13 protein-coding genes and 1 tRNA gene are annotated in these 15283 nt (G+C 71.4%); 5 read left to right on the top strand and 9 right to left on the bottom strand.

Annotated features, from left to right (window positions below):
- Positions 1-4 precede the first annotated feature (4 nt).
- The 4 genes from tmk to EIZ62_RS14485 all read left to right on the top strand — a co-directional run bounded on the left by tmk (position 5) and on the right by EIZ62_RS14485 (position 6409).
- Entirely contained in the window at positions 5-3229 is a 3225-nt protein-coding gene (gene tmk, locus EIZ62_RS14500) for a dTMP kinase (protein WP_156693104.1), read from the top strand.
- A 167-nt stretch (positions 3230-3396) separates the two neighbouring features.
- Complete coding sequence (locus tag EIZ62_RS14495; protein ID WP_156693103.1) at positions 3397-4602, top strand: DNA polymerase III subunit delta'; 1206 nt, start codon at positions 3397-3399, stop codon at positions 4600-4602.
- Between the two features lie 102 nt (positions 4603-4704).
- Positions 4705-6261: an alpha/beta hydrolase gene (locus EIZ62_RS14490; RefSeq protein WP_156693102.1), complete on the top strand. Its 1557-nt coding sequence runs from the start codon at positions 4705-4707 to the stop codon at positions 6259-6261.
- Positions 6262-6335: 74 nt separating this feature from the next.
- A tRNA-Thr gene (locus tag EIZ62_RS14485) sits at positions 6336-6409 on the top strand.
- Positions 6410-6454: 45 nt separating this feature from the next.
- On the opposite strand, the gene EIZ62_RS14480 is transcribed toward EIZ62_RS14485, so the two are convergent.
- The 4 genes from EIZ62_RS14480 to EIZ62_RS14465 form a co-directional block, all read right to left on the bottom strand.
- Entirely contained in the window at positions 6455-7861 is a 1407-nt protein-coding gene (locus tag EIZ62_RS14480; RefSeq protein WP_156693101.1) for a tyrosine-type recombinase/integrase, read from the bottom strand.
- A 64-nt stretch (positions 7862-7925) separates the two neighbouring features.
- Positions 7926-8129 carry a helix-turn-helix domain-containing protein gene (locus tag EIZ62_RS14475; RefSeq protein WP_156693100.1) on the bottom strand — a complete coding sequence of 68 codons (204 nt, stop codon included), beginning with the start codon at positions 8127-8129 and terminating at the stop codon, positions 7926-7928.
- A 453-nt stretch (positions 8130-8582) separates the two neighbouring features.
- Positions 8583-10055, bottom strand: a complete 1473-nt coding sequence (locus tag EIZ62_RS14470) for an ATP-binding protein (RefSeq protein ID WP_156693099.1) — start codon at positions 10053-10055, stop codon at positions 8583-8585.
- Positions 10056-10058: 3 nt separating this feature from the next.
- Positions 10059-10919, bottom strand: a complete 861-nt coding sequence (locus EIZ62_RS14465) for a bifunctional DNA primase/polymerase (RefSeq protein ID WP_156693098.1) — start codon at positions 10917-10919, stop codon at positions 10059-10061.
- A 135-nt stretch (positions 10920-11054) separates the two neighbouring features.
- Here EIZ62_RS14465 and EIZ62_RS14460 point away from each other — a divergent pair, with 135 nt between their 5' ends.
- Positions 11055-12080, top strand: a complete 1026-nt coding sequence (locus EIZ62_RS14460) for an SRA domain-containing endonuclease (protein ID WP_156693097.1) — start codon at positions 11055-11057, stop codon at positions 12078-12080.
- Positions 12081-12106: 26 nt separating this feature from the next.
- On the opposite strand, the gene EIZ62_RS14455 is transcribed toward EIZ62_RS14460, so the two are convergent.
- From EIZ62_RS14455 to EIZ62_RS14435, 5 genes are all read right to left on the bottom strand, one after another.
- The gene (locus tag EIZ62_RS14455) at positions 12107-12295 is read right to left on the bottom strand and encodes a hypothetical protein (protein WP_156693096.1); all 189 of its coding nucleotides are present in this window, start codon (positions 12293-12295) and stop codon (positions 12107-12109) included.
- A 20-nt stretch (positions 12296-12315) separates the two neighbouring features.
- Complete coding sequence (locus EIZ62_RS14450) at positions 12316-12570, bottom strand: hypothetical protein (RefSeq protein WP_156693095.1); 255 nt, start codon at positions 12568-12570, stop codon at positions 12316-12318.
- Positions 12571-12720: 150 nt separating this feature from the next.
- Positions 12721-14793 carry an FtsK/SpoIIIE domain-containing protein gene (locus EIZ62_RS14445; protein ID WP_156693094.1) on the bottom strand — a complete coding sequence of 691 codons (2073 nt, stop codon included), beginning with the start codon at positions 14791-14793 and terminating at the stop codon, positions 12721-12723.
- Between the two features lie 95 nt (positions 14794-14888).
- Positions 14889-15050 carry a hypothetical protein gene (locus EIZ62_RS14440; RefSeq protein WP_156693093.1) on the bottom strand — a complete coding sequence of 54 codons (162 nt, stop codon included), beginning with the start codon at positions 15048-15050 and terminating at the stop codon, positions 14889-14891.
- Between the two features lie 23 nt (positions 15051-15073).
- Positions 15074-15259 (bottom strand): DUF6257 family protein, encoded by a 186-nt coding sequence (locus EIZ62_RS14435; RefSeq protein WP_156693092.1) that lies wholly within the window; start codon positions 15257-15259, stop codon positions 15074-15076.
- Between the last annotated feature and the right edge of the window lie 24 nt (positions 15260-15283).

Genomic DNA, 15283 nt, shown 5'->3' with positions numbered 1-15283 from the left:
GGGGATGACGCGAGCCGAGCAGCCAACGGTCTTGAGCCCCACCTCAGACTCCGACGCCGCACTTGCCGCGGACTCCCGCGAGCGCGCCGTCCGGGCCCTGTTGCGCACCCCGCCCCTGAGGCGGTTGTGGAGCGCGCAGCTCGTCGGCGGGATCGGCGACGCCCTCGCCCTGCTCGTCCTGGTGCTGCTGGCCCTTCAGGCGGCGGTCGTGGAGGGAGCCTTCGGCGGCGGGTACCGGGGAGCGGCCTTCGCGGTCGCGGCGGTCTTCGGGGTGCGCATCCTGTCCACGCTCCTCTTCGGCGCCGTCCTGCTCGGCCCGCTGACGACGCTCACCGGCCCCAAGGGCCCCCTGGACCGGCGCTGGACCATGGTCGGTGCCGACGGCGTACGGGTGGCGCTGCTGGTCATCGCCCCGCTGTGGATCGACTGGACCCCGGACAAGGCCCTCGGGTTCCTCCTGGGCACCGTCTTCCTGGCCGGGGTGGCCGAACGCTTCTGGACCGTCGCCAAGGAGGCCGCCGCCCCCGCGCTGCTGCCCGCCCAGCCCCCGGAGGGCGCCGCCGTACGGCCCCTGCCGGACCAGATGGACGCGCTGCGGCGGCTGTCGCTGCGTACCGGCTTCGCCGCCGTCCCCGGCGCCGCGGCCGCGCTCCTGATCGCCACGCTCGTCGGCAACGTGCTGGCGACGGGCGTCGACTGGTTCTCCGGCCACCAGGCGGCCCTGGGTTCGTACGTGGCGGCCGGCCTGTTCGCCGCGTCCGTCTCCGTCCTGTACTTCCTGGAGCTGCCCGACGCGCAGACCCCGCGCCCCCGCTCCCCGCTGGAGGGGCTGCGCCGCCCGTCCACCGGGAACGGCGTCGACAAGGGACGTACGGGAGCGATACCGCTGCTGGTGCTCGCCTGCACGGCCGTGGCCGGCGCCATCGCCTCCGCCACTGCGGTCGCCGTGCTGCACGCGCGCGACCTGGGCGGCGGCCCCGTGACGTTCGCGCTGCTCGTGCTGGCGCTGATCGGCGGTACGGCCCTCGGCATCCGAGGCGCCCGGTCCGTACTGCCCGCCCTGTCCCGGCGCCGCCTACTGGCGCTGGCGATCACCGTCACCGGTGTCGCGCTGCTGGCCCTGGGCCTGGTGCCCGACACGGCGACCGTGCTGTTCATCGCGCTCGGCGCCGGCTTCTCGGCCGGTGTCGCCGCCAACACCGGGCACGTCCTGCTCGACCAGGAGACGGAGGAGTACCGGCGGCCGCGGCTGACCGAGCACCTCCAGGCCGTCGTGCGCGTCACGATCGCGCTCGGCGCGCTCGCCGCCCCGCTGCTCGCCGCCGCCATCGGCCCGCACCGGCTGGCCAACGGCGACTTCGTCTTCGCCCACGGCGGCGCGGCCTTCACCCTGATGCTGGTCGGTGCCCTGCTGCTGCCCGTCGCGGCGCTGGTGCTGGCCAAGACCGACGACCGCTCCGGCGTCCCGCTGCGCCGCGACCTGCGGGACGCGCTGCGCGGTGGCGACCCGGAGCAGGCGCCGTCGAAGAGTGGTTTCTTCATCGCCCTGGAGGGCGGTGACGGCGCCGGCAAGTCCACGCAGGTGGAGGCGCTGGCCGACTGGATCCGCGCCAAGGGCCACGAGGTCGTCGTCACGCGCGAGCCCGGTGCGACCCCGATCGGCAAGCGGCTGCGCTCGATCCTCCTCGACGTGTCCAGCGCCGGGCTGTCCAACCGCGCGGAGGCGCTGCTGTACGCCGCCGACCGCGCCGAGCACGTCGACTCGCTGGTCCGTCCCGCCCTGGAGCGCGGCGCGATCGTGATCTCCGACCGGTACATCGACTCGTCCGTGGCCTACCAGGGCGCGGGCCGCGACCTGTCCCCGACCGAGATCGCCCGCATCTCGCGCTGGGCGACCAGCGGTCTCGTACCGCACCTCACCGTCCTGCTGGACGTCTCGCCGGAGACCGCGCGGGAGCGGTTCACGGAGGCGCCGGACCGGCTGGAGTCGGAGCCGGCGGAGTTCCACCGGCGCGTACGGGCCGGGTTCCTCGCCCTCGCGGCGGCCGACCCGGGCCGGTACCTGGTGGTGGACGCCGGCCAGGAGCCGGAGTCGGTCACCACCGTCGTACGGCACCGGCTCGACCAGATGCTGCCGCTCTCCGAGGCCGAGGTGAAGGCCATGGAGGCGGCGCGCAAGGCGGCCGAGGAGGAGGCGCGGCGCAAGGCCGAGGAGGCGGCGGCGCGCAAGGCCGAGGAGGAGCGCCTGGAGCGTGAGCGCCAGGAGCAGCTCGCCAAGCTCCGTGCCGAGGAGGAGGAGCGCAAGCGCCGCGAGGAGGAGGAGGCGCGGCAGCGCGAGGCCGAGCGGCAGGCCGAGGAGGCCAGGCGGCGTGCCGAGGAGGCGCGCCGGCTCGCCGAGGAGGAGCGCCGGCGGCGCGAGGCCGAGGAGAAGACGCGCCGCGAGGAGCAGGAGCGGCTGCGCCAGCTGAAGGAGGAGCAGGAGCGGCTGCGGGCCGAGGCCGAGGCGCGGCGGCTCGAGAAGCAGCGCAAGGCCGAGGAGGCCCTGCTGCGCGCCGAGGAGGCACGGCGGCTCGCGGAGGCTGCGGCCGCGGCTTCGGCGGCCGCGTCGGTGGCCGCGTCCGCCACGGAGACCGTGTCCGGTACGGAGACGACGGTGCCCACGCCGGTGGTGGACCCGCTCGTGAACCCGGACCAGGAGACCCAGGAGGTCCCCGCTCCGCGCGTCAACATGCGCAAGGACGACGAGGAGACGACCCTCCTCCCGCCCGTCCGGGACGCCGACCCGGCCGGCCGGCCCCCACGGCCCGCCCCCGCCGACGACGAGACGACCCTGCTGCGCCCGGTACGCGACACCGGCACCGGTGCGGACACGGGTACGGGTGCGGGTGCCTCCGCCATCGACGAGACGGCGGTCCTTCCGCCCGTCCGGCAGCAGGACCCGCACCAGGGTGCCGCCGACGAGACGGCCGTCCTCCCGCCCGTACGGGACGCGGGAACCGCCGGCCGCGTACCGCCCGGGTTCTTCCGTGACGAGGAGCCCGACCGGCCGGGCGGCGCCGAGCGGACCCGCGAGCTTCCGCAGGTCGACGAGCAGGGCACACCGCGGCGCCGCTCGGACTGGGCGGAGGAGACTCCGCTGGACGACCTCCCGACCCTCGCCGACGAGCTGCTCGGCCCGCACGACGAGGAGGACGGCCGCGGACGCGGGCGAGGCGGCCGCCGCACCTGAGGCGACCGGGCACTGACCCCGGCCGGCGGGCACCGGCACCGGAACCGGCGTTCGCTGTCAGACCCCTGCCCCACAATGGAAGCGACTCGGGACGGGACCCGGGACGGGGCCCGGGACCGTTCCCGGCCGGACCCGGGATCGGGACGTACGCAGGAAGGCGGTGACCCATGCCCGTGTGGGACGACCTGGTCGGCCAGGAGCGGGTGCAGGAACAGCTGCGGGCCGCCGCCCGGGACGCCGACGCGCTCGTCACCGCCGACGCGTCCGGCACCGCGCCGCCCGACGCGTCGAAGATGACGCACGCCTGGCTGTTCACCGGCCCGCCCGGCTCCGGGCGGACCACCGCGGCCCGGGCGTTCGCCGCCGCGCTCCAGTGCGTCAGCCCGGACCGCGCGCTCGGCGGGGAGCCGGGCTGCGGGTTCTGCGACGGCTGCCACACGGCACTGGTCGGCACCCATGCCGACGTGTCGACGGTCGCCGCCGTGGGCACCCAGATCCTGGTCGACGACATGCGCGACACGGTCCGCAAGTCGTTCACGTCACCCGCCAACGGCCGCTGGCAGGTGATCCTCGTCGAGGACGCCGAGCGGCTGAACGAGAAGTCGGCCAACGCCGTCCTGAAGGCGGTGGAGGAGCCCGCCCCGCGCACGGTGTGGCTGCTGTGCGCGCCGTCCATCGAGGACGTCCTGCCCACCATCCGCTCCCGCTGCCGCCACCTCACGCTGCGCACCCCGCCGGTCGAGGCCGTCGCCGACGTGCTGATCCGGCGCGACGGCATCGAACCGGAGGTGGCCCACGCGGCCGCCCGCGCGACCCAGGGCCACATCGACCACGCCCGTCGCCTCGCCACCGACGAGCGGGCCCGCGCCCGGCGGGCCACCGTCCTGAAGCTGCCCCTGCGGGTCGAGGACGTCGGCGGCTGCCTGAAGGCGGCGCAGGAGCTGATCGACGCGGCGTCCGAGGACGCCAAGGAGGTGGCGGAGGGCACCGACGTCAAGGAGACCGAGGAGCTGAAGGCGGCGCTCGGCGGCGCACCCGGCGGCCGGATGCCGCGCGGCACGGCCGGTGCCATGAAGGAGCTGGAGGACAAGCAGAAGCGCCGCAGGACCCGGACCCAGCGCGACAGCCTGGATCTGGCCCTCGGTGAGCTGACCAGCTTCTACCGCGACGTCCTGGCCCTCCAGCTCGGCTCGGCCACGGCCCTGGCCAACGTCGACGTGCGCGACGCGCTGGAGCGGACGGCCCGCGACTCGACTCCCGAGCGGACGCTGCGGCGCATCGAGGCGGTGCTGGCCTGCCGCGAGGCCATGGACCGCAATGTGGCACCGCTGCTCGCCGTCGAGGCGATGACCATGGCGCTGCGCGCGGGGTGACGCACGGGGTGACGACGCACGGGGTGACGCGTGGCGTACCCCATACGAGTAGCCCCGACTAGCCACGACCACAAGGCGTGCTCGTGCGACTACGCTCCGGTCATGGACTCCCGTCGCCTGTTCCGTACGTCTCGTCTGATCCGTACGTCCGCCGTCTCCCTCTCGGTCTTCGGTCTGCTCCTGGCCGGCTGCTCGGACAGCGGCAGCACGCCCGCCGCCTCCGCGCCCGCCTCCGCCTCGATCGCCTCGCCCGAGCAGCTCAAGGCGTTCTACGACCAGCGGCTGACGTGGCGCGCGTGCGGCGTCGCGGGCTTCGAGTGCGCCACGATGAAGGCCCCGCTCGACTACGCCGACCCGGACGGCGAGCAGATCAAGCTCGCGGTGTCCCGGGTGAAGGCCACCGGTCCGGGCAAGCGCCTCGGCTCGCTGCTCGTGAACCCGGGCGGGCCGGGCGGCTCGGCGGTCGGCTACCTCCAGGGGTACGCGGGCATCGGCTACCCGGCGCCGGTCCGCGCCCGCTACGACATGGTGGCGGTCGATCCGCGGGGCGTGGCCCGCAGCGAGCCGGTCCGGTGCCTGGACGGCCCGCAGATGGACGTGTACACGCAGGTCGACCAGACGCCCGACGACAGCGGCGAGAAGGACCGCCTGGCCGCCTCGTTCAAGGACTTCGCCGCCGGCTGCCAGAAGCGCTCGGGCCGGATCCTGCCCCATGTGTCGACCGTGGAGTCCGCCCGGGACATGGACATCCTGCGCGCGGTGCTGGGCGACAAGCGGCTGAACTACGTCGGCGCCTCGTACGGCACCTTTCTGGGCGCGACGTACGCCGAGCTGTTCCCGTCCCGCACCGGCCGGCTCGTCCTGGACGGGGCGATGGACCCGTCCCTGCCGACCGCCGAGCTCAACCGCGACCAGACGGCGGGCTTCGAGACGGCGTTCCAGTCCTTCGCCGCCGACTGCGTCAAGCGCTCCGACTGCCCGCTGGGCACCGGGTCGCCGGCCGCCGCGGCCGACCGTCTCAAGGCCTTCTTCGCGGAGCTGGACGCCGCACCCGTCCCGACCGGCGAGAGCCGCCAACTCGGCGAGGCGCTGGCCACCACGGGCGTGATCGCCGCCATGTACGACGAGTCGGCCTGGCCGCAGCTGCGCGAGGCCCTCACCCGGGCGATGGGCGGCGAGGGCTCCGCACTGCTGGCCCTGGCCGACAGCTACTACGAGCGCGAGACGGACGGCACGTACTCCAACCTGATGTACGCCAACGCAGCCGTGAACTGCCTCGACCAGCCCCCCGCCTTCACCGGCCCCGCCCAGGCCGCGGCCGCCGTCCCCTCCTTCGAGAAGGCGTCCCCCGTCTTCGGCGAGGGCCTCGCCTGGGCCTCCCTGAACTGCGCCTACTGGCCGACCGAGGCCACCGGCTCCGCCCACCGCATCGAGGCCCGTGGTGCCGCGCCCATCGTCGTCGTCGGCACCACCCGCGACCCGGCCACCCCCTACAAGTGGGCCAAGGCCCTCGCCGCCCAGCTCTCCTCCGGCACCCTCCTCACCTACGATGGCGACGGGCACACCGCCTACGGCCGCGGCAGCGACTGCGTCGACACCGCGATCAACACCTACCTCCTCGACGGCACGGTCCCTCCGGCCGGCAAGCGCTGCCGCTGACGCGTGTACGAGGCACCCCCTGGACCTGTGTAGACTTGTCCCCGCTGCTGCACCCCCCGGGGAGCGCGCGGCATGCCGCCTTAGCTCAGATGGCCAGAGCAACGCACTCGTAATGCGTAGGTCTCGGGTTCGAATCCCGAAGGCGGCTCAGATGAAGCCCAGCTCAGAGTCGATCTGAGCTGGGCTTTTTCGTTCAGCGGATGCGGCGACGGCGCAGGGAGCGTGCCGCACGGGTGTCGGTGGTCTCACTTCTGGTCTCAGTGGGGCCCGGATTCGGGGCTGACGGAGGCGCCGGCGGCGATACGAAGAACTCGCCCATCCTCCGCATGGCGTCCTTGGACAGGTGGGACCGGCCCTTGACGTACCGCCGGGTCTGGCTGATCTGCGTGTGCCTCAGGATCTCCATGATCGTGGGCATGTCGACGCCCAGCTCGTTCAGAATCGTGCCGGCGGTGTGGCGGCTCCCGTCGTACAGGCGGCGGTCATCGATCCCGGCCTCCTTGAGCAGTTCCTTGAACTCCTCGTAGTCGGCGCGCGGATCCAGTGGCCGGCCGTCCGGACGGGAGAAGACGACGTCGTGCTCCTGCCACAGTTCCCCGGCAGCTTCCCGTGCCGTTTCTTGCCGGGCCTTGTGGTCGAGCAGGAAGGGAACGAACACGGGCGGGATCGGCACGGCGTTCCGGCTCTTCTTGGTCTTGGGCCGGGTGAAGGTGAGCCCGCCTTCCTTGCGCTCCGGGCAGGTGCTCGCGTGTTTGGTGCACGTCTTGGCGCACGGCTTCGGGCAACCACGCTTGTAGCCCTTGTGCGAGGTGCAGTCCGGCGGGCACGGCTCGAAGCGGTGCAGCCGCCCCCCACAGGCATGTGGGTCGTCACACCCGTGCCGCCACGTGAGGCGCTGAAGTTGCCACTCTGGGCGGAATAGCTCTGCTTGCAGATCGACGTAGGACCAGCGCAGCCCGAGAGTCTCGCCCTGTCGGAAGCCCATGCCGACTCCGACGACCCACCGCATGAAGGTGGGCCGCTTCGCCGCGGCTTCGAGGAACGCTTTCGCCTCCTCCTTGGTGAAGGGGTTGGCCTCGGTCTCGTCAATGCTTGGCGGGTCCACGAGCGTGGCGACGTTCTCGCCGACAATGCGGCGGCGGTGGGCGATCTTCAAAGCACGGGACAGGATGCGGTGCACCTTCACGACGTGCGAGGGAGCGTGCCCGGCGTCGAGCATGGCCCGGTAAATCCGCTCCAAGTGCTCGGGCTGCAACTTGTCGATGCGGTGCTTGCCGACGCCGGGGATGATGTCGTTGCGGGTCTTGGACCAGTAGTCGTCGAGAGAGCGCGGCTTGAGCTTCAGGCTCGCGATATCCGTGAGGTAGGTCTCCATCCACGCCGTGACGGTCGGCTTACGGCCGGCGGCGGGCGCGCGCCCCTGGTCGCGTTGGCGTTCCAGCTCCTTCACCTTGCGCTTGATCTCGGCCTCGGTCCGGGCCCGGCGGTGGCGTCGGTCGGGCCCACCGTCACTTTTGACGCCCATCGTCACGCGGCCGTGCCACCAGCCATCGGCACCGAAGTAGATGGACGACTCCATGTTGGGCTTTCGGGGACTCATGTGCTCCTCCATGCGGGAGGCGCCCCGAGCAGGATGCTCGGGGCGCCTCGGTGACGTGCTGGGGTCAGTTGGGCAGCGGGGCGAGGTTGGCCACGTACGCTTCGAGGTCGGCACGCCGGATTCGGCGAGTGCGGCCCAACTTGATGTACTTCAGGGTTCCTTCGGCCATCAGCTCGTAGACAGTCGAACGGCTGACGGCGAGCGCCTCGGCAGCCTCTTCGGGCTTGTACAGGAGTCGATCGACGGGAGCGGCAATCGCGGTGCTCATCCGGGTGTCTCCTAGGGTCTTGGGCACTTGTCAGGGCTGGCGCCTGTCCGAGGTGCGTATTTCTGCGTCACTGCGTCATCTGCGTCACGTCATGCGTCTGACCTGCGATTTCTCGTGACGCGCCGGGTCGTGGTGTGCGTCATCGGTGACGCAGTGCCCGCGTCACCGATGACGCAGGTGACGCGGAATGACGCAGCCGCCGCTGTCTGCGTCACTCCTGTTGTGGCAGGCCAGGGGCCGTTGTGCGCCCCGAGGTGACGCAGGTGACGCAGCGCCTTTTCCCTTAGGACAAAGGGAGGGTGTCTGTAGTGGTGCGGCTCGGCTCAGAGCGCGAATGCGGAGCCGCTTCGCGGCGCGACCATCGCGCGGCGGCGAGCCGCCGAACCGCAAGAAGAGCACGCCAGCGCGGCGCCTGGTGCTCTTCTTGCTTGTCCGCGCCGATGGCGCGGCAGGTCAGTGCAGCGCCGCCTGCTCGTGTGCCGGAGGTGCGGGGCGGGTCATCTCGATGTAGCGGGCGGAGCCGGTGCGGCCCCAGTCGATGAGGACGCCCCGGGCGGCGAGGGTGGGCTGGAGGCGCTTGAGGCGGTCGGAGAGGACTTTTCCGGTGGTGGGCCAGCCTTTGGGTAGGGGACGGCACTCCTCGCCGCTGTAAAGGCCGGTGAGGGCATGTAGCCACTCCGAGGACGTCATCTGGACTTCCGTGCCCGGCGTCATGCCGGCGGCGTGCTTGAGCACGGTCTGGGCCAGCAGGTCGCCTTCAATGACGTCGTCGTTGAGGTCGTCCAGGCTGGCCCGGTAGGCGTTCAGCGAGCCGAATCCGGTCGCTTCATCGAGCTGCGCGCACAGGTGCGCGAAGTCGGCCATCCGCAGATCGGTCGGGATGTCCGCCTCGGCGGCCCGCACCTTCACGGCCAGGTCCAGGAGCGAGCCGAGGATGACGGGCAACACCTCCTCGTACTCCGCCCACAGCTCCGCCTCCGTGCGCCGCACGCGGGGACGCTCCAGGCGTAGCGGTAGGAGGCGTTCGGCGAGATCGGGGCGGATGACGCCGACGTCGATGCCAGTCAGCAGCATGGGGCGGCGGTAGCGGGCGCGGAAGACGTCGCCGTCGGTGAACAGGGCGCGCTTGACGTTCTCGGCGCCGGTCACGATGCAGCACATGGCGTCGGACAGGTCCGGGGGCATGTGGGAGAGGTTGTCCAGGGCGGTGACCCACCCGGCGGCGACGGCCGCCGTCAAGTTCTCCTCATCCTTCGGGGCCCGGCGCAGGTCACCGCTCATGCCCTCGATGATCCGAACGAGCATCCGCCCGGCGGTGGACTTCCCCGCGCCCTGGGGGCCGGTGAGGAATGGTGCCGGGACGGGGACGGACGGTCCGAGGCAGCCGATGAGCCAGGCGATGGCCAAACACTCGGTCTCCGCGTTGGCGAAGTTGGTCAGCCTCAGCAGGAGGTCGATGCCCTTGCCGTCGGTGTCCTTGGCCGGCAAGGGCAACTCCCCGGTGAGCTGGGTGCGCCGCCAGCACACCTCACGCGGGTCCGGGACCGTGACGTCCCATCCGGTGGGGTGGATACGGACCGACCGCCCGTCGTTGCGACCCAGGTCCAGCCACGTGGCGCCGTCGAACCCGGGCGCCACGCGGATGTGGACCGGCTGGGTGTCCTCGGTCAGCGCCAGCGCCTCGATCAGGTCCAGGGCCTCCTTGAGGGCAGTGCCGTTGAACACGCCCACGCCGTCGCGAAACAGGCCGACCATGAGTTCCTGCCGGTGGCTGCCCGTGGTGCCCTGCGACCGGATCGGCCGGGCCACGGGATGGCCGTTCCTCTGCGCGTACACGGTCCCGTCGGCGGTGCGGAAGTACCGGAAGTGCGCTTGCGCGTAGTCGGTGATGACCTCGCGCGCCGGGGTCTTCTCGTCCTCAGACATGGATCACATCCCCAGAGCGGTGCGGGCGTTGGCCCACGCGTCGGTGCAGTGCCGCCAGCTCTCGCCCTTGGCCTGCGCGGCGGTGAACAGCCTGCCGACGTGGGTGTCAGTCAGGCAGCCGCACCGGCCATGCGTGGTCAGCACCGCGAGGAACGTCCGGTACACGGTCGCGTGCACGGCGCTGGACGCCTCGGTGATGCGCTGTTCCGCCATGGCGATACCGCGCTCCAGGTAGACGGGCGTGCGGTGAGGGCACTTCCCGGTGCCCGCCCGTGCGGTCATGGCGAGGACATGTGGCGCTGGCCGCGCCGTGGACGGCTTCTTCACGGCCAGTGCGCGGACGGCGTCCGGCAGGTCGGTCATGGTGCCGGTGCCAAATCCGAGCCACCGGGCGTAGGCCATGGTGGACTTGATGTCCACGCCCTGCCGTACCCCGTTAACTGACTGCATAGCACCGAGGTAGAGCCAGTGCTCGCCGCGCGTGGACGGCACGGTCTGCGTGGCGGGCAGGGCCTCGCGCGCCCAGGCGATCGCGTCGGCGTTGTCCAGGTCTACAACCGTCAGACCGGCCCCGCCCGGGTGGTAGGCGACCGCCTCGGCTCGCAGCCAAGCGCGGCGCCAGGGCCCGGAGGTCAGGATGTGCGGGTCGGTGGTGGCGGCGGCCCAGCCGTGGCAAGGCCCGGGGCACTTACACGGTCCGGAGTTCTTCATGTTCGGCCGGCCGCCGCAGGCACCCTTGGCACAGACGCGGCAGTTGCCGAATGGGACCTTGCCGGCTCGCAGCGGCAGGACCGGCACTCCGGACGCAGCCAGTTCGAGCGCCACCGACAGGTGGTCTCGCCGGATGAGGGCACGTTGAGTCATGCTGGAGGTCTCCAGTTCTCTGATCGGATGCTGGATATGAGGGCGGCCCGAGGCTTTGGCGAGACGCGGGCCGCCCTCTGCCCTGCCGCGGAAATCTCCGGGGCGGGTGTCAGTGGGGGCGGTTAAGGTCGCGGCATGACGACGACCGTTGATCTTGTGCCGGGCCTGATCACGACGCGCGAAGCGATCGCGGCGGCCTACGGCTGTGGGACGTTCCAGGGCATCGAACCCGCGGACGATGCCGGCAAGGTGTTCGTGTACTCCGACCCGTCAGCGGGCGAGGAGTACGGCTACACCTTCGACGGCCGCGCCGAGGACGATGAGTTCGGGCCGTTGTACCTGTACACCGGTGCCGGGGCGAACGGGGACCAGAAGCCGTCGGGCCGTAACGGTTCGATCCTGAGCCACGTGGAGAAGCAGCGGGAGCTGCATCTGTTCGTCGCGCACGGCAGGGTTCCGGGCGGCGGGGCGATGCAGCAGCGCTACATCGGCCAGATGGTGGTGGACCCGATCAAGCCGTATGAGGTGCGGCGCGCGCCTGGCCAGAACGGCGTGATGCGCAGCGTGCTCGTCTTCCGTTTCCGGCCGGCTGAGGGCACGACGCCGGCGTGGACGGAAGGGGACAAGGTGCCGGCCGCCACGCAGACGGCGATCGAGGTCACCGACCCTGTGAACGACGTGCCGGCACCGGTCGTCCTGCCGAAGCAGAGCGGTGCGAAGGCCAAGAAGACGGAGCAGCACAGCACCGCGGAGACGGTCGCAGACATCCCCGCGGGACAGCGGAAGGTGCTGCGCCGCGAGGGTGAGCTGGTGAAGGCGTTCGCCGCGCACCTGGCCGCGGCCGGGCATGAGACGCACAGCTTCCAGATCACCATCAAGGGAGAGCCTGGGGCGCTGACCCCGGACCTGTACGACGCGACCGATCACGTCCTGTACGAGGCGAAGGGGCTGACGACTCGGGCCAACGTCCGCATGGCGATCGGCCAGTTGGCCGACTACCGCCGGCACATCCCGAACAGCAAGGCCCTGCGCGTCGCGGTCCTGTTGCCCAGCGAGCCGACCGCGGACGTGAAGGACCTTCTCGGCGAGGTGAACGTGGAGCTGGTCTACCAGGCCGATGAGGGCTTTGCCGGCTGGCCGCTCCTCAGCAGCCAGCCGTAACGCGTGGCCCCGCGCCGCCATCCCGGCTACAGGGCCGGGATGGCGTCGACCAGTGCGGTGACGAGTCGGTTGATGGGTTCGGCGGCGCCGGTGGAGGCGAGGAAGAAGCCGAACCCGGCGGCGGTGAAGGCGCTGCCGGCGGTGAGGCTGTGGGAGCGCAGCAGGAAGAACAGGACGAGTCCGAAGAGGGCGACGAGCGAGACGGTCACGGCCATGACGTGATCTCCCTTCCGGGTCAGGACCAGGGACGGGTGTTCGGGCGGTGGGGGCGGGTGCCGGCGGCGTGGATGTCGCGGCTGGTGTTGAGCAGCCGGCGGCCAACACGCAGCCGGTAGCGCTGGCCGTGGCAGCGGCGGCAGGTCTTGATGCCCTTGCAAACCTCTCGGATGCCGGTGCCCCGGCACGTGCGGCAGGGCCCGAACGGCTTGACCGTGCACAACAGTGCGTAACCGGCGATCGTGGCCAGGATGAGGACGCTAGCGGTGAGCATGACGGAGTGACCTCCCCTTGAAGGCGGGTTTCGGGGGTTGTCCCAGGTGGGCCGCTAGACGCTAGTGCGCTGATCAGCGGCCCTTTGGGTTGCTAGTGGGGCTGCTAGACCTAGCAGCGGTGGGTGCTAGGTCTAGCAGCGCTGCTCGGGTCAGGCAGCGGCCCGGTCGGCGTCACGCCGTGTGATGGCAGCGGTGATCGCGGCGCGCTCGATGCCGCGCCGGTTCTTGCCCTCACCGGTGTCGGTCTGGCCCCAGACCTGTCCGGGCTTGATGCCCCAGGGCTTGAGTGCGGCGGTGACGTTCTCGCCCTTCCACCCGCCGTACGTCTCCGGCCGCAGCGCGGCGAGACGGGCGGCGATGCGCTCGCACCACACGGCCTTCTCACTGGCGGGGATGACCTCCAGGACGTCGGCGAGGATGTCCGTGATGCTGGTCTTCTCCGGGCCCTTGCCGATGGCGTGACCGGTGACGTTGCCGTACTCCTCGCGCAACTTCCGCGCCCGGGCCACGACCTGGCCGGCGGCGACCGCATCGACGAACGCGGAGGCCACGATCCTGGGGTCGTCGCCTTCGCCGGCCATCCAGCAGATGCCCCGGTCGGAGCGGGAGAACATGGTGGCCCGGTATCCGGCCTTGTACATCGACGTGCCCAGCACCATGTCGTTGGCCGGCTGGCCCATGACCTTCAGGCAGAACCGCAGCACCGCGTTCGCGCTGATCCCGGTGGGCAGGGACTTGGCGTCGGGGCGCTGGGTGCCGAACATGGCGACGATGCCGAGCGCGGGGCCCCGCTTGACCAGGTCGGTGCAGATCGCCTCGATCTCATCTCCGTGCTCATCGTGCTCGAAGGCGACCTGGCATTCATCCAGCCCGACCACGATCGGGTGCAGCCCCAGGCTCTTGTCACTCGCCAGTTCCGGCGTGACCTTGGACTCCGGGCAGCGCGTGCGCGGGAGCTCCCGGATCACCTTCGCCCGCCGGCGCAGCTCCTCTTTCAGCTCCCGCAGGGCGTCCAGGACGTAGGCGATGTCCTCGGGGTCCTCGCCGGCGCGGTAGCGGTGGCAGACGGGCTCCAGGGCGCCGAAGTCGCCGGTGCCCTTGAAGTCGAACGCGTGCAGCTCCGCACGCGGGTCCAGGGCGGCGATGAGCAGGAGCAGCCGCATGAGGAAGGTCTTGCCCATGCGGGGGATGGAGCCGACGACGACGGCCGCGAACATCAGCGTCACCGCGACGTCGCGCATGCGCTGGTCGTTGCCGAAGACGACCGGCTTGAACAGGTCGACCTGCCCCGACTTCAGCAGCGGCCAGGCCGGTTTGGTGGTCTCGTTCATCGGCTTGTCACCCACCCACAGGATCAGCCGACCCTCATGCTCGCTGGGGTCGGGGGAGGGCCACACGCAGCCGACCTTGCGGCGCAGACCGGAGGCGAGGGGCTTGCGGGCCTCCATGATGTCTTCCGGCGTCACCCCGTACGGGAGGTCGAGGTCGGCGCGGTAGCCGGGCCCGTCGCGGACAATTTCGGAGACGAACCGCAGACCGTTCATCTCGCCGCCCTTCTTGATGGCGGCGGAGATCTTCGCGTTGCCGATCGAGTCCAGACCGCGCAGCACGATCGACCCGGTGAGCTTCTGCACTTCGGTCTTCAGCACGGCGGGGCCGACGACCGGCGCGTCGGGCTGCTGGCCGGCGAACCCGAGCAGCAGCACGCCACCAGCGGCGAACGCGTACAGGTAGGCCGGGGCCAGGACGTAGAGCCACAGGGCGAACCCGAGACCGAACACGGCCGCCACCAGAGTGACCAGCCCGCGCAGCCGGATACGACCGGACCGCAGCCGGGCAAGGCGCATGTACTCCTCAACGTCCTCCGTGCGCACGGCGAACTCCCGCAGCGGGGCGGCTTCCCGGTCCCACACCCACCGGTTGGTGGAGGCGATGAACCGGCACGCGCCCCGCGGGGACATCAAGGCCAGACGTCCGGCATACACCGGCAGTCGCACCCCGTGATACAGGCTGGCGTAGCCGAGATTGGCGCCGGCGTGACGGGCGGTGGCCAGGAAGTCACGCCGGTTGGTCAGCCACCCGGCAAGCACCGGCTTGCGCTTCTCGATGGTCACCTTCGGCTCGGGAAGGTTCGGGTTGTCCACCGGCACCGGCGTGGCCGGGGCGTCGTCGTCGACGTCGGGCACCGGGTGCAGGTGCGAGGGGCGGGAAGGGTCGGTCATGCTGGGTGTACTCCTGTCTGGCCTTGGTGCTGGGCGGGGGATGGGCCCGGGGCGGCCGGCTTCCTTGGCCGGGTGACGGCCGCCCCGGGGCGTAGTCAGGCGCGGTACTTGCGCACGTGCTCCTCACCGCGCCGCTTGGCCTCGTACGCGCCGCCGTACGCACGGCCCCGGACACCACAGGAGCAGCGCCAGCCGGTGTAGTTGCCATAAATGCCGTCGAGGGTGATCCGGTGCCTGGTGCGGAAGATGTTGTTCATGACGGTGATCCCTTCGGGTCGGGTTACTTGCTGCGGGTCTTCGCTTCGCGCTTGCGGGCGCCCTCGATGACGCGGTCGACCTTGCGCTTCAGGTCGGCCTGGTGCACGTCCTCGCCGGCGATGCTGCGCTTGCACATCCGGGCCACGTAGTAGGTGACCTTGGCCTTCTCGGAAGCGGTGAGCTTGGGTTCCGGCTCGTGCTTGCCCATGACGCGTGCCTTTCCGGGGCCGGT

This window comes from Streptomyces ficellus (assembly GCF_009739905.1).
GTDB lineage: Bacteria > Actinomycetota > Actinomycetes > Streptomycetales > Streptomycetaceae > Streptomyces > Streptomyces ficellus_A.
The sequence above is the reverse complement of the archived record's forward strand: the minus strand, read 5'-3'. Positions and strand labels throughout refer to the sequence as shown.

Bases quoted from the DNA above. Each gene is read 5' to 3' on its own strand.
- tmk (WP_156693104.1), top strand. From the start codon at position 5: ATGACGCGAGCCGAGCAGCCAACGGTCTTGAGCCCCACCTCAGACTCC.
- EIZ62_RS14495 (WP_156693103.1), top strand. From the start codon at position 3,397: ATGCCCGTGTGGGACGACCTGGTCGGCCAGGAGCGGGTGCAGGAACAG.
- EIZ62_RS14490 (WP_156693102.1), top strand. From the start codon at position 4,705: ATGGACTCCCGTCGCCTGTTCCGTACGTCTCGTCTGATCCGTACGTCC.
- EIZ62_RS14480 (WP_156693101.1), bottom strand. From the start codon at position 7,861: ATGAGTCCCCGAAAGCCCAACATGGAGTCGTCCATCTACTTCGGTGCC.
- EIZ62_RS14475 (WP_156693100.1), bottom strand. From the start codon at position 8,129: ATGAGCACCGCGATTGCCGCTCCCGTCGATCGACTCCTGTACAAGCCC.
- EIZ62_RS14470 (WP_156693099.1), bottom strand. From the start codon at position 10,055: ATGTCTGAGGACGAGAAGACCCCGGCGCGCGAGGTCATCACCGACTAC.
- EIZ62_RS14465 (WP_156693098.1), bottom strand. From the start codon at position 10,919: ATGACTCAACGTGCCCTCATCCGGCGAGACCACCTGTCGGTGGCGCTC.
- EIZ62_RS14460 (WP_156693097.1), top strand. From the start codon at position 11,055: ATGACGACGACCGTTGATCTTGTGCCGGGCCTGATCACGACGCGCGAA.
- EIZ62_RS14455 (WP_156693096.1), bottom strand. From the start codon at position 12,295: ATGGCCGTGACCGTCTCGCTCGTCGCCCTCTTCGGACTCGTCCTGTTC.
- EIZ62_RS14450 (WP_156693095.1), bottom strand. From the start codon at position 12,570: ATGCTCACCGCTAGCGTCCTCATCCTGGCCACGATCGCCGGTTACGCA.
- EIZ62_RS14445 (WP_156693094.1), bottom strand. From the start codon at position 14,793: ATGACCGACCCTTCCCGCCCCTCGCACCTGCACCCGGTGCCCGACGTC.
- EIZ62_RS14440 (WP_156693093.1), bottom strand. From the start codon at position 15,050: ATGAACAACATCTTCCGCACCAGGCACCGGATCACCCTCGACGGCATT.
- EIZ62_RS14435 (WP_156693092.1), bottom strand. From the start codon at position 15,259: ATGGGCAAGCACGAGCCGGAACCCAAGCTCACCGCTTCCGAGAAGGCC.